Below are 15882 nucleotides of genomic sequence, written 5' to 3' on the forward strand. Positions count from 1 at the left end.
TGAGCTGAATTTTAGTTGGATATCCCATATCTAGTCATATAACTAGATATAAAAGTCTAAAAAAAGAGCCACAATTCCAAATTGAGACTCTTTTTTTTCTACAAACTAGTAAATAGCCAAAGTCGAGACGGGTCATTTTCCAAATGACCCGCAACCGATTAATTATCAATCAACTTAGCTCCAAATGTATTACTCCTCAAAAACATCTTTGAGCACAAGAACCCAATCTTTGTCTAAAATCATGTATCCATAATCAAAGCAATACTCATATTGAGTTCCTTTGTAATTGATCATGGTGTGTGTATGATATAGAAAATTGTAACCCAATTGAAGCAACTTAACCCTAGGCACTCTTACCTTACCTACCCCATTTGCAAAAATTTTCTCTAGAATTCTTCTATTCACACGGAGCTGTTTATACACTTTCCTTACACAATCATTGGTTTCTTTTCTATGAACATTGTTGTAAGCATTTCTACAACTGTCATCACAAAACCTCTTGTCAGAACGCCCGAAAATTGGTTCCCCGCATTTCAAGCAAAATCTTTTTTCAATAATCATAAAAGTATAGTTTAAAATTCTAAATATGGAGAAATCTTTTCAATCCATTGATCTGTGAAAATTCTAATCTTTTTTAAATCATCTGCTGAGCGGTAGTCACCATGATGCTGTCTGTAGGCTACTATTACTTTTGCAGATCCATAATTTATATAGGGATGTTTTGATAATTCCTGTACATCTGAGAGGTTGATTTTTATAAATGAATTCACACCAGGCGTAAAATCAAAGTATTCAAAAATCCTTTCGTTCAACTCTTCATTCATTCCATATACATCCATCAATTGATCAGGGGCTATCATCCCACCCAGAGCATCTCTGAATTTCACAATTCTGCTGGCCATGGTTTGACCTATTCCGGGGACTATTTGGAGTACCAGAGAATCAGCCTCATCAAATTTCATTTTCTTATAAATATTATTCTGATTTCGCTTGGCTTTCTTGATGCTATCTTGATATTCTTGCTCATAGTATGGCAAGGAAGCAACCTCCACCCAACCCAATGCTTGCAAGCTATCAATTTGACTCCTATAGAATTCTAAATCGAATTTGGTTTCACTTATAAAAAAACCACTATAAATCAATGGAACGGCATAAAGCACAGCGACAGCCGGTAATATAAAAATGAAACCTCTAGACTCTCGGTGAGTGAGTCCAAAATACCGTTTTAGCAAAAAAGATAACTTTCGGTAAGTCATAAAAGAAATATTTAAAGAATATCAAATCTAAAAGCAACCAATAGATCGTATCTATGGGACATAAGATAATCATATTGGTTTTACAAGTCAAGAAATCCGATCTTTGTTTTCTAAATAGAGAATTCAGGCACCGCTATTTAGACAAGTTTTAAATTAACTTATCATAGATCAAAATTTTCTTTTGCTCTGTTTAATGAATTAAATTTGTACCGAAAATTACGAGAGATGCAAAATAAGTTTAGAGCTGTAAGTTTATCGCACAAAAGTGCCCCTGTAGAGATCAGGGAGATCATAGCCTTAGATGAAGCTTCTATTCATTCGATATTGGTTAAGCTAAAAGACTTTTTCAGTATTACTGACACATTAATCCTTTCTACTTGTAATAGGACGGAGATATACTATGCTCATGATCTAGACCTCAGTGTAGAGATCATCAAGCTAATAGGTGTAGAAAAAGGAATCACATCTATTATTGATTATTTAGATTTTTTTGATGTATTCAATAATGATAGAGAAGCCATTCAGCATTTATTCAAAGTTTCAATGGGTCTTGAGGCGCAAGTTATTGGAGATATGCAAATTTCCAATCAAGTAAAACGCGCTTATCAGGCATCCGCAGACTTAAATATGGCTGGTCCGTTTTTGCATCGCTTGATGCATACGATTTTTTTTACTAATAAGAGAGTAGTACAAGAAACAGCGTTCAGAGATGGTGCTGCTTCTGTATCTTATGCAGCAGTAGAACTTATCGGTGAGTTAACCTCAAACACTTATGAGCCAAGGGTTTTATTGATTGGTTTGGGCGAAATTGGTGAAGATGTAGTGAAAAATATGGTTCATCTGCCTGAAGCGAAAGTTACTGTAACGAATCGTACCTATTCAAAGGCCCACGCCATTGCTCTGGAGTATGGATTTGAAGTAATTCCTTTTGAAGATGCATTCCAAGCTATGAAGGAAGCCGACGTGATTGTTTCATCCATCTCGAAAACAGAACCTTTTATTACAAAAGCAATGGTAAACGAATTTGCTATTGCTAGTTATAAACTTTTGGTAGATCTATCCGTTCCGCGCAGTATCGAGACATCCGTAGAAGAAGTACCAGGGGTGTTACTATATAATGTGGATAATATACAGAGTAAAGCTTCTGAGACCTTAGAAAAAAGAATCGCATCTATACCACTGGTAGAGAAAATTATTGAGGAAAGCATAGATGAGTTTTATAACTGGAAAAAGGAAATGATGGTATCTCCTACCATCAATAAATTCAAAAATGCATTGGAACAAATCAGAGCAGAAGAAATGGAGAGGTTCCTCAAAAATGCAAGTGAAACTGAAAAAGCAATGGTTGAAAAAATCACCAAAAGCATGATGCAAAAAATCTTGAAAGTGCCAGTTGTACAACTCAAAGCAGCATGTCAGAGGGATCAAGCTGACCAAATGATAGAGGTATTATCTGATTTGTTTGATTTAGAAAAAGAGCCCACAAATAAACAGCCCTAATCACAATCAAGTCATATTGGTTTTTAAAAAAAATATTTACCGCAAAATCAAAAGATGATTTTGCGGTTTTTTTATTAGCTTTTCAATCAAGTACTTATAATAATTTGATCACTCCTGATTTATATTTAAAAGTAACTCGTTCGCCTAAAGCGACTATAATAAAAGTATATCTGGTTATACGCTTTTTTACCTGTAAATTCAATTCATTGGCTCAACAGGTTGTTAATGGTCAATATCCATAAGTATCCAATATCAATTTATATCGGAAGTTAGATAAATCGGGATTTTGTAATGTTATTGGCAAAGTTCCGCATATCCATATATTAATTTATCGCTGAGGATACTACATATATTCATGAGCAGGAAATTATCGATCAACAACTTGCCTGCTTGGGCGGATCAAAGCTATTTAAATCAACACTTTAATATAGTCAATTGTGAAACTCTGTATATACTATTAACCGAATAGAAGATACTTTGTGCAGTTTGGAGACTAGTATCTTTATAAAATACAAAAAAACAATTTCAGCAAGCATAAAGAAATCTTCACACAACATCTTATCTTTCGGAATATTTGGATAAATCAAAGCATATAAAAATACCACTTGATAGGCTTTAAGATTACATTATTATGAAAATTGGAATACGTTTGAAATTTTGGATGTTGGGAATCGGGATTTTTATACATCACAACAGCACTTCACAGACTTGGGAAATTTACGACCAAGACTTTTCGCTTCAATCAAGAATTGTTCATGAAAACATCAATTTTGTCAGCGATCAGATTAGAATCGGAACCATAAATAACGAAGTCAACCTTCTAAGCAAAGATTATCGCCCATTTTTGAACCTAAAAGGAAGTTCTGTAAGACAAATTTCCGAACCGTGGATCATTGTAAACGGGAAAAATGGTTTAGGTGCTTTTCATGAATATGGTGAAGAAATCTTATCAGCGCAGTATGATGATATAGAAGCGTTCTATACCCGACTTTTAGCTAGAAAAGGTGATCAATATTGGATTTATGACAGAACGAAAAGAACTGTAGAGATGATTGGCACTTTCGATCATGCAAAATTAGCCCTAAATGGTCAAGTCATTGCTAAGACTCAAGCAGGATATTTCTTGCCGCTTTCTGCTAATCCAGATCATGTCTATCAAGACCTCAGGGAGGTTAATGAAAACTTCATTTTATCAAAGGAGTCTACAGGTTTTGGATTGATTAACAGAGAAGGTAAGTATATTTTAGCACCTATCATTGACCAAATCACCCACCTTGAGGATGATTACTTTTATGCATATGATGGCAACCAGTACATGCTGATCAAGGGAAGAGAAGAAAAGGCTGATGTCAATTATACAAGCTATCATAAAATCACCTATGAGAATAACATGCTATTGGAATATATTCATGGCAAGCTAAGAAGGGTCATGAAAAACGACGGTATATTATTGGATATGGCTGGTATGGAGTCGGTAAAATATATTGGAAAAAACTGGTACAATGTGCACACGAGAGAAAAAAGAGTAGGGCTACTTGGTGCTTCTGGTTGGGAAGTGAGCCCGGTAGCAGGACTTGATGCTATTTACCCTGGAAGCGAAAACCTCTATCCAGCCTTGAAGGATGGGAAATTTGGATTTGTCAATAAATCAGGAAATTGGGTGGTTGAAAATAAATTTCAGGAAGTAAAAAACTTCTCAAATGGAATAGCCGCTGCTAAAATAAATGGCTATTGGGTGTATATCGATAGATTTGGCAATTTCAACACTGCATCCTATTATGATGAAGCAAAGGATTACCATAGAGGATTAGGTATAGTTAGAAAAGACAGCAAAAGCTTTATGATCAACAGCACTGGAGAACGAGTTTCAGACTTATCATTTGATAAGATCTCCTTGCTACCAGACAACTATTACCTTACAGAAGTAGATGGAAAATTTGGACTATTGGATACCAATGGAAAAGAGATTGCAAGTCCTCAATTTGACATGATTAGAAGGGAAAACTACAATGTAATCCTTGCCTTCAAAAATGGCAAATATGGTATCATAGATGAAACAGGTGATTTCAAATTACCCTTACATTATGATAAAATATTGTTTGACCCAAGTACCAAACAGGTTCTTGCCGAAGACAAAACGCCTATAAAAGCATCTATAGAACAAGATTCTAAAGGTTCAAAAAGAAGAAAATCTGACTGATCTGACACAAATAAGGGAAGCTTCTTGCTTCTCTTATTTCACTACTTGTACCCACCCTTTGAATTCTCTAAATTCCCCTCCTGCTTCAATTCCCCTCAATACATAAAAGTAAATACCCGCTGGAAGTTTATCTGCTTGCCAATCATTCTGGTAATCTCTTTGCTCAAAAACTTGATCACCATATCTATTTAGAATTTTAATCTCATTTTCAGCAAATTTCCCAAGCCCCTTGATCTTAAAACTATCATTTTTTTGATCCTCGTTTGGTGTAATTACATTGGGTATGAAAAATGGAATGATCGTGTTCACATCAGTGTCAAAATTATCTTCTGGACTAACATCTTCACTATCTGAAATCACTGAAACACGATTTGTGATTGTATAGGGGTTTTTCAACATTTGTTCAATTGACCTCACCAGCAATCGAATCGTCAAAGATGCACCTGGTGGAAATTCAGGGATTTGCCAAGACAGCTTGCTAGATATGAAACTTGACGTAGTATGTATCTCCGGATCACTAGGCAGTGCACTAGAAGACACATAACTAATCCCTGGAGGTAAATCGTCAGTTAGAATTACATTGGTGGCCTTACCACCACCTTCATTGCTTAGCACGATTTCATATTCAAATTCATCCCCCTCATAGATATCTACTCCAAATGAAGTTTTGGTAACTCTCAGATCAACTTGTTCATTTAAGATTTTGAATGAAACAAAAGCTTCATCCGTATTACTTGGATTTGCAACTTCAGAAAGTGTGTATTTTAACCTATACTCTCTAGCTTCATTTACTCCAGGCACCAAACTTAACTCTCCATTAGGACTGATCAAGAGGCCTACAATATTATCCAATTCGGTAAATGTAAAATCGACCTCTTTCATGGTAACCCGATGGCCATCCAAAAGATCGTTTTCGAGTATATTACCAATCATTCCACCAAAAAGAAAAGACACTTCCCCAAGTTCATCATCTATGGCATGAAGCTCAGAGACAGGTTCGACTTCAAAACACCTTAGACCAAAGTCAGTCCTCAAATTTCTAAGGTTTTCTCCTGTGAGATTCAACCTTCTCTGATTTGTTGTAGTCAAACCACAAGAAATCATAGGGTCTCCTATCATTCTATCCAGTACAAAATTATTTAATACCGCAACTTTTCCGGCGTTCCCAATGAGCTCCGCTTTCAATTCCATGTACTCATCCATCTCGAATGAGACTTGATAACTCCCCTTTCCCTGTGTTTTTAAACTATAATACCCCAACACATCTGTACTAACAGTAAACTGATTCCCTTGTGGATCTGATATAGATATATTTTCATTTTCAGAATTGGAAATTCCTGCCATTCTAATTTCACCCGCATTTTCAACACCTTCATAACTCCCGTCGCCATTGAAATCTATCCATTCCCATTCATTGATAGGCATAGGCTTTGTTCCTAAGGTGTTTTTAGTCAATTCCCCATCTCCATTGGCATCAAACCATTCGTTGGGCCTACCATCACCATTCAGATCATACCAAATCAATCCCCCAACAATGCCTCCTTCATATTTAGCATATTCGAAATTTTGACAAATTTCTGAATCTTTGAACATAGTAAAAGTTCTCTCAGAACCATCTACAGCATAAAGATTCTTACTTGAATTTAATTGTATGTCGTGAATTTTAACCAAATAAACACCTTTCTCCAAACCCTCGAAATAATAATTCCCATTTGGATCTGTCTTGGTAATTAGGCCATGATCCAACTCTCCGCCTTGGGGTAATAAGATAACAGGCACATTCGGTAAACCTATTTGAATACTAGCATCCCGATTTATCTCTACGACTTTTCCAGTTAATGTAAACGAACCTATACTATGACCATCAGGATAATTGATTTGAGAAAAATGACTGCTACCGTAAGAGCCTGCTGATAGAAAATAACATGGATTTATAATGTTTGACATCAGAAATGCCAAAAAAAATAATGAAAGAAAGAAAAGCTTAAACTCCCTCAAGGAAGCTTTAACCCTCAATTTAACCATGACCAATTTTTTTTACCCTAACTTAACAAATAATTAGATTAATAATCTAATTATTTGTATCAAATATACACAAAATTGCAATTCAATTTCATATTTATGTATGTTAACAAGTTTCATTTCAAAAATTAATTATGCATTAAAAAGCTAATTGCTCATTGACATATGGCCTCAATCAAACTTAGTGCACCTCAAGTTCCCTATTAGGAATAGAACGTCTCTTTGAACTAAATACTTGGCTTGACCTAAATACATGCATTGTAAAGCTGCTTAAAAACAATATTCCCGTAATAAGAACAACTAATGAGAAGTCATCTAAAAGGTCTATTGCATAAATCCCAAAAAACAACCCTGAGTTAAAAAGAAGTGCAGTGATTGAGATCATGCGATGATTAAATCCTAGAACTGCAAGATAATGATGCAAATGCCTTTTATCTGCCCTAAACGGTGAAGTTCTATTCCAAATCCTTATAACAAAAACTCTAAATGTATCAAAAATAGGAAAAACCAACAATGCTATACTAAAGGATACCGGACTGTCAATTTTAAATTCTGAAGCTCCTGGAAGCCCATCATTTACCTTCAAGAAAGTAATTGCTAAGAATGACACCATAAAACCTATACTCAAAGAACCTGTATCCCCCATAAATATCTTAGCAGGACTCCAGTTGTAAATCAGAAAGCCAACAGACCCACCTAGAAAACAAAATGATAAAAAAGAATACGAAAACTCATTTGCCAGAGCAAACCAAACTCCAAAGATCAAAAACACAAATGAGGCTATCACATTGAGAAGACCATCTACGCCATCTATGAGGTTGAATGCATTGGTCAAGAATACAAAAATCAAAACAGTCAATGGATAAGAGAGATATAATGGGATCTCATATATACCTGCAAGACCGTAAAACGAATCAACCCTAACCCCTAGGGTAGCTAATAGGATCGCAGGCAAAATCATCAAAACCAATTTGCGGCTTGCCTTCAAGTCATGAAGGTCATCGATAACACCAGTCACAGCGATCAGAAAAACAGCAACAACAGGGATGAGAATATGTTCATATGAAAACAATATAGATCCAATTACCGATGTTAAAAAAATTGGAATCATCACACCAATACCACCTGCCGTCGGGGTAAAGGCTATATGCATTCTTCTATCATCAATTATGTCTCCAATTCCCTTTTCAAGTAAAAACCGAATAAGAAAAGGCATTGCTAGCCAAGTAAGTATTAATGTCGCAACAAATCCTAAAACTATTGTCATATGGTTGAATTTTTAGAACGTTTAAAATTAATCATAATTATACTAAATTACAATTTTTGTAATTTAAAAATCATTTATTTGTATATGAAATAATTTTTAAGAGAATTACTACAAATTACATAATTCCATAATACCTAAACTAGACCATCAATAGATCAATTGGTTTTGAACAATTATTAGAGACTGTCCACATTATATTAAATAGATAGGATTAAAAAAGGAGAATAATTGATAAAAGTATCACAACTTCTTGTAGATCAACTTTTGATCCAAGAAGTTTTAAAACCAATTTAAAGCAGCTTGAAAAGCTATTATGAAAATCCGAAAATATATCCATAAACAAATCACAAAAGTATTTTCAAGATTCAGATCTTAACCAATATTAGAAATTGATCCACAAGCTAAATTCATTTGTATAAAATACTTTCTCTGGGTAAATGCTGATAATCACAAAAAATGAAATCTTTACAACTATCTTATCAGGAACATCCTCAAGTTTTCATTTGAAGCCTCAAAAAACAATCAGCCAGACAAATTGAAGTCATTGATTTGACAAATTGATCTATTATTACCTAATTCACCTCAATTTATGAGAAGATCTTTCTAAGTATCTATCCTTCAAGTGAATCAATACTCAATATTGATAACTCTTAGAGCTTTCTTCACCAATCTCTTTTTCCTCTGGCTTGATGAGATTCCTCACAAACTCTACCAAAGTATAATGGACAAACAAGGGGCTTGTCGTAAGGGTTCGTTTCAACAACCTCGTACTTTTGAATGATCTATGCAACCACTCTAAACCAGACTTCACCATAAACTCAGGAGCCCTCTTGGTAGTTCCAGCATAAAAATCAAATACTGCACCGATATTACAAACAACCTTCACATCCAAAAACTTGAAATTCGCTTTTGTCCATTTCTCTTGCTTGGGTGCCGTCATTCCTACAAATAAAAAGTCAGGTGAGAATTCATTGATTTTATCTATCATCACTGCATTATCCTCTTCAGAAAACTCGCTTTTGAAAGGAGGAGAGTAACAGTCAAATTCCACATTGGGGTACTCTTTACGCAATCTTGCTTTTATCATACTCAAAGTAGATTCCTTAGAACCAAGAAAAAAGCACTTTATCGGTTTTTTCCTATTGCTTTCAAGTATATGTAAGAAGATATCATATCCAGCAATTTTTTGAATACTTGTTTTGTTGATCAATTTATTTGCCAAAACAATACCCACACCGTCAGGCAATAAGATGTCAGCTTCCATTAGAGAATCATGAAAGAATTTGTCATTTAAAGCCACATGATAAGAATGTGGATTGATGGTATTTATGACAATCCTATTATTAAAATCTATTTGTTTTAATTCATCACAAAATACGGAGAACCCAAAGAGTTTCACTGTATCATACTGTTTAAGTAGCGTTGTATCCATTTTTCGACAAAATTTGAATATTATAACTCCAATTGTTATTTGTCATAAATGTAATTCAAATATTTGAAAAACAAAATACATTATTTAAAAAACATTTTTATGCATAAAATTACCTTTTTAATCAATTTAAAAATGATCACTTTTAGAAACAATTACTGACTTCAAAAGTTTTCAGCCACCTTCCTACGCATAATTACTTGAATACAAGATATTTGTAAAATATTCAAAAATCTTTTATCATATTTGCTGCGTCACTCAAGAAATACAAATTCATTAAAATTTCTATCATTTATTGAGAAATTTTTAATTTAATAACAAAAAAAAGACGATAATTTATTTCAATCACCATACATTTATCGCTTATAAATCATGAAAAAGATTCAAAAGGAAATAAACTAGAAAAATTAAAGTTTTTAAAATATTAACAAAATGAATAGAAATACATAAAAATGTATTTTAAAAAAAATTTAAAAATATTTTGAAAATGAGGTTTAATTCCATTTACTTATCCAAGATGTCGAATCGAAATAAATCGACCAAAAGTAGATTCTAAATACATTAACCTAAGCTTGAAAAACCGAAAGACAAAATTCATTTGTCAAAAAACAAAATTGAACCACAGAAAAAAACGCAGAATACGGTATTGTTATTCTCAAAGCAGTATTTAAGAGAAAGCTAAAGTGTGTATTAGAAAAGTATAACCAAATGCAAAGCGTAAGATTACTATTAATTATCCTATTATTTTTTATTTCAATTGTTTGCCTAAAAGCATCAACATATTATATTTCATCAAGTACTGGCTCAGACAATAGAACAGCAGCTGAGGCGCGCAGTGAGCATACGCCATGGCAATCTATTGAAAAGTTGAACAGCATCATAGGAAGTTTATCTCCAGGAGATAAAGTACTATTCAAAAGAGGAGACACTTTTTACGGTTCTATTAGAATCAATAAGCAAAATAATTCTATCAACGCCATTGAATTTGGCGCCTATGGTTCGGGTGAAAAACCCGTAATCACATCCTTTGTAGAAATCAAGAATTGGCTGAATATAGGAAACGGGGTGTTTGAAGCTGATCTTTCACAAATAAATACTGACGCAATTAATGTCTTGACTATTAATGGAACGCCACATGCTATAGGCCGGTATCCAAATTTTGAAGATCCGAACAAAGGTTATTTAAGAATTGAACAAATAGGTAGCAATTCTTTGACATCATCAGAGTTAGGCGGTTCTCCAAATTTTAATGGAGCAGAAGTAGTCATCCGAAAAAATGCGTGGATCATAGATAGGCACCCAATTACGCAACATAGTGGAAATCAAATTAATTATGGCTCCGCACATACACAATACACCGCTTCAAGAAACTATGGTTTTTTCATCCAAAATCATAGAAACACCTTAGATATTTTTGGTGAGTGGTTCTACGACAAAAATTCAAAGAAACTCTATGTACATTTCGGTAATAGTAATCCTTCCAGCTTGAGTGTCAAAGTAAGCACACTTACTGATTTAGTGAATCTCAACTGGGAAGTTGGAAATTATTCCTTCAACAACTTAAAATTTGAAGGCGCAAATGAGTCTGCTATTCATATTAGAGGTGGGAAAAATGTCAAAATTCTTAACTCAGAGTTCCAATTCATTCGAGAAGCTGCCATACATGGAATTTTGAGTAGCAACCTTGAAATAGAAAACTGTAAGTTTAATTACTCATTTAATAATGCAATATTCATTAATAATGCATCCGAAAATGTAAAAATCAGAAATAACGAAATATTAAATACTTTTACTTTTAATGGAATGGGGAAAAACTCCTCACTAAATGGTCAGGCAATTTACCTAACAAGCAATGCTCATAATGGCCTGATTGAAGGAAACACCATAAAAAACATTGGTTATGTAGGGATAAATTTTGGTGGTAACAACACAATAGTTAAAAACAACTATATAGACAATTTCTGTATGCATAAAACCGATGGTGGAGGCATTTACACCTGGGAAGGCCCAAGCAACAGAAGTTTGACTAATCGAGTAATCGAAGGAAATATCATCATCAATGGCTTAGGATACAAAGAAGGAACAGTTATTCAAGGTGCAATCAATAATCCAGCAGTTGAAGGGATTTATTTAGATGATAATACTGCTGGGATTTTGATCAAAAACAATACAATTGCCAATGTGGCAAACAGTGGAATTTACGTGCATAACGCTCGAAATATTGTGATTGATCACAATATGATGTTCAACAATTCAGATCATATATTCTTTAGTGATGATAACCTTGGAGCGGCAATTCAAAACGTGAAAGTTGAAAACAATACTTTTTTCTCAAAGCATCCTGATCAATATTTTCTTAAATTCTCAAGTACTAGCAGCAATACTTTCGAAAGTATGGCTAGCTTCTCAAATAATGCTTTTGCTAGTCCTTATGGTACTAGCGCTGGAATTTTTCGGCAAAGAGTCAGCTCGGGTGCAACTCCCGAACTCATCAAAACCTTAGAAGAATGGGGACAAGATCGATCTTACAAATTTTCTAATCAAAAATTAGATCTTATCAAAAGCTATGAGTTTTCGGGTCAAAATCTATTTAGGAATAGTGGATTTAATCAAAATGCGGAATTCACTCATTGTCAAAACTGCTCACTTCAGCGTTTGACTGGTGGGGAATTTGAAGGTGGTTATATTCGCTATCGATTAGGAAGGACTGGAAGAATCTTATTTAATATTGGAAAACCCGATATTAATCAAGATTATATTTTAAAATTCACTGCCAAAGCTAATAAGAAAGCAAAACTCGAACTTATCATAAGGCAAGACGGAAGCCCTTGGTCTTCACTGATCAAACCTTATGTCATAGAAATCGAGGAAGAAAAAAAGACTTACGAGTTTGCCTTTAGAAATTTGATAAATATCGAAAAAGCTGTTGTAACACTAGCTTCAATAGTTGACGATCTTGAAATTTTCATTGACGATGTAGTTGTTCAAAGTGCTCAAATTGCATTTGACAATGATCAACAGCCTATTATTTTTGACTACAACTTTTCCTCTTCAACAAAAAAGCTACCAATACCAGGCTTGTATCATGATGCTAGAGACTATCCTTACAAATCTCAAGTAGATATCCCAGCATTTTTTTCTACTGCTCTTGTCAGAGTCGAAGCAGAGGAAATCACGGAAGATACTCCACCTGTGATAAAAATAACTTCCCCTGAAAACAATTTTGAAGTATACGTCAATGATAAGATTGAAATCCTAAAAGATATCGAACTTGGAAGCAATGAGCTACAAAAGGTTGAATTATTTAAAGACCAAACTTTGATCCACACTTTTGAAGAAGAACCATTTAGGCTTGAATATTATTTTGAGGAAGAAGGTGAATATATTTTGACAGCAAAAGCAACTGACAAAAAGGGATTGGAATCAGAGTCAGATCCGATAACCATTAAAGTCAGTAAATCTGTAGATCCAATAAATTTAACTTGGAATTCTCCTGAATACGGAGACTTTTTTTTTGCCTTAGAGCCAGTTCTTTTGGCCATTTCGGCTAATGGCGAAGATGAAAGATTGGTAAAAATAGATTTCCTTATCAATAACACCATATTTTCTACTGTCACCGAACCTCTGTTCGAAACAATCATCCAAGATTTAGATTTAGGCACGCACTTAATTCAGGCAATAGCATATGACATTCATGGAAATAAATTTGAAAGCGAGCCTCTAAGCATCTCAATAGTTAATAAACCAAACGAATCCCCAACAATCAGCATCATCACTCCAGAAGATCAGCAGGTATTCGAGCAAGGGCAAGTTATCGAAATTACTACCCTAAGTGCAGATGAAGATGGTGAAGTCGTGAAGGTAGATTTCTATGCAGATGACATTTTGATCGCAAGTGTGGAAGCTGAGCCTTTTACCTTCAACTGGGACAATGCACCTCTGGGCAATCATTACATCACTGCTATTGCCACAGACAATGAAGGGGCTGCGACGGTCTCTACTCCTATTTACATAACAATCGAGGAAGCTCCTGCTGTGAATGTTTCTCCAACAATCAGCATCATCACACCAGCAGATCAGCAGATATTCGAGCAAGGGCAAGTAATCGAAATCACTACCCTAAGTGCAGATGAAGATGGTGAAGTGGTGAAGGTAGATTTCTATGCAGGTGATCTATTGATCGCAAGTGTGGAGGCTGAGCCATTTAACTTCAACTGGGACAATGCACCTCTGGGCAATCATTACATCACTGCTATTGCCACTGACAATGAAGGGGCTGCGACGGTTTCTACTCCTATTTTCATAACAATCGAGGAAGCTCCTGCCTCCAATGTTTCTCCAACAATCAGCATCATCACTCCAGAAGATCAGCAGGTATTCGAGCAAGGGCAAGTTATCGAAATCACTACCCTAAGTGCAGATGAAGATGGTGAAGTCGTGAAGGTAGATTTCTATGTAGGTGATCTATTGATCGCAAGTGTGGAGGCTGAGCCTTTTACCTTCAACTGGGACAATGCTCCTCTGGGCAATCATTACATCACTGCTATTGCCACAGACAATGAAGGGGCTGCAACGGTCTCTACTCCTATTTACATAACAGTTGAGGAAGCTCCAGCAGCCAATGTTTCTCCAACAATCAGCATCATCACACCAGAAGATCAACAAGTATTCGAGCAAGGGCAGGTTATCGAAATCACTACCCTAAGTGCAGATGAAGATGGTGAAGTCGTGAAGGTAGATTTCTATGCAGATGACCTTTTGATCGCAAGTGTGGAGGCTGAGCCTTTTACCTTCAACTGGGACAATGCACCTCTGGGCAATCATTACATCACTGCTATTGCCACAGACAATGAAGGGGCTGCGACGGTTTCTAATTCTGTTTACATAACAGTAGAGGAAGCTCCTGCTGTGAATGTTTCTCCAACAATCAGCATCATCACCCCAGAAGATCAACAAGTATTCGAGCAAGGGCAGGTTATCGAAATCACTACCCTAAGTGCAGATGAAGATGGTGAAGTGGTGAAGGTAGATTTCTATGCAGATGATCTTTTGATCGCAAATGTGGAAGCTGAGCCTTTTACCTTCAACTGGGACAATGCTCCTCTGGGCAATCATTACATCACAGCTATTGCCACAGACAATGAAGGGGCTGCGACGGTTTCTACTCCTATTTTCATAACAGTTGAGGAAGCTCCTGAAGCTCCTGCTGTGAATGTTTCTCCAACAATCAGCATCATCACCCCAACAGATCAGCAGGTATTCGAGCAAGGGCAGGTTATCGAAATCACTACCCTAAGTGCAGATGAAGATGGTGAAGTCGTGAAGGTAGATTTCTATGCAGATGACCTTTTGATCGCAAGTGTGGAAGCTGAGCCTTTTACCTTCAACTGGGACAATGCACCTCTGGGCAATCATTACATCACAGCTATTGCCACAGACAATGAAGGGGCTGCGACGGTCTCAACTCCTATTTACATAACAGTCGAGGAAGCTCCTGCTGTGAATGTTTCTCCAACAATCAGCATCATCACCCCAACAGATCAGCAGGTATTCGAGCAAGGGCAAGTTATCGAAATCACTACCTTAAGTGCAGATGAAGATGGTGAAGTCGTGAAGGTAGATTTCTATGCAGGTGACCTTTTGATCGCAAGTGTGGAAGTTGAGCCATTTACTTTCAACTGGGACAATGCTCCTCTGGGCAATCATTACATCACTGCTATTGCCACAGACAATGAAGGGGCTGCGACAGTTTCTAATTCTGTTTACATAACAGTTGAGGAAGCTCCTGAAATACCTGAAACTCCTGAAGCTCCAGCAGCCAATGTTTCTCCAACAATCAGCATCATCACACCAGAAGATCAACAAGTATTCGAGCAAGGGCAGGTTATCGAAATCACTACCCTAAGTGCAGATGAAGATGGTGAAGTCATGAAGGTAGATTTCTATGCAGATGACCTTTTGATCGCAAGTGTGGAGGCTGAGCCTTTTACCTTCAACTGGGACAATGCTCCTCTGGGCAATCATTACATCACTGCTATTGCCACAGACAATGAAGGGGCTGAGACGGTTTCTAATTCTGTTTACATAACAGTTGAGGAAGCTCCTGCTGTGAATGTTTCTCCAACAATCAGCATCATCACCCCTGAAGATCAACAAGTATTCGAGCAAGGGCAGGTTATCGAAATCACTACCCTAGTTGCAGATGAAG

8 protein-coding genes are annotated in these 15882 nt (G+C 35.9%); 3 read left to right on the plus strand and 5 right to left on the minus strand.

The window, feature by feature from the left end; all coding sequences use genetic code 11:
• Positions 1-189: 189 nt before the first annotated feature.
• Together MM214_RS18405 and MM214_RS18410 are read right to left on the minus strand one after the other, a co-directional pair.
• Positions 190-405, minus strand: a complete 216-nt coding sequence (locus MM214_RS18405; RefSeq protein WP_241297645.1) for a hypothetical protein — start codon at positions 403-405, stop codon at positions 190-192.
• A 167-nt stretch (positions 406-572) separates the two neighbouring features.
• A complete protein-coding gene (locus MM214_RS18410) occupies positions 573-1256 on the minus strand; it encodes a ComEA family DNA-binding protein (protein ID WP_241297646.1) in 684 nt (227 codons plus the stop codon).
• A 225-nt stretch (positions 1257-1481) separates the two neighbouring features.
• On the opposite strand from MM214_RS18410, the gene hemA reads away from it, so the two are divergent.
• The gene (hemA, locus tag MM214_RS18415) at positions 1482-2756 is read left to right on the plus strand and encodes a glutamyl-tRNA reductase (RefSeq protein WP_241297647.1); all 1275 of its coding nucleotides are present in this window, start codon (positions 1482-1484) and stop codon (positions 2754-2756) included.
• 631 nt (positions 2757-3387) lie between these two features.
• Positions 3388-4956, plus strand: coding sequence for a WG repeat-containing protein (locus MM214_RS18420; RefSeq protein ID WP_241297648.1), 1569 nt, complete (start codon positions 3388-3390; stop codon positions 4954-4956).
• Positions 4957-4989: 33 nt separating this feature from the next.
• Here the strand turns inward: MM214_RS18420 and MM214_RS18425 are convergent, their stop codons facing one another.
• The 3 genes from MM214_RS18425 to MM214_RS18435 form a co-directional block, all read right to left on the minus strand.
• Positions 4990-6981, minus strand: a complete 1992-nt coding sequence (locus tag MM214_RS18425; RefSeq protein ID WP_241297649.1) for a T9SS type B sorting domain-containing protein — start codon at positions 6979-6981, stop codon at positions 4990-4992.
• Positions 6982-7159: 178 nt separating this feature from the next.
• Entirely contained in the window at positions 7160-8245 is a 1086-nt protein-coding gene (locus tag MM214_RS18430) for a glycosyltransferase family 4 protein (RefSeq protein ID WP_241297650.1), read from the minus strand.
• 634 nt (positions 8246-8879) lie between these two features.
• A complete protein-coding gene (locus MM214_RS18435) occupies positions 8880-9677 on the minus strand; it encodes a WecB/TagA/CpsF family glycosyltransferase (protein WP_241297651.1) in 798 nt (265 codons plus the stop codon).
• Between the two features lie 705 nt (positions 9678-10382).
• On the opposite strand from MM214_RS18435, the gene MM214_RS18440 reads away from it, so the two are divergent.
• Positions 10383-15882, plus strand: a 5500-nt coding sequence (locus tag MM214_RS18440; protein ID WP_241297652.1) for an Ig-like domain-containing protein, incomplete at its 3' end; no start/stop codon positions are given.

This window comes from Belliella kenyensis (assembly GCF_022549675.1).
Taxonomy (GTDB): Bacteria; Bacteroidota; Bacteroidia; order Cytophagales; family Cyclobacteriaceae; genus Belliella; species Belliella kenyensis.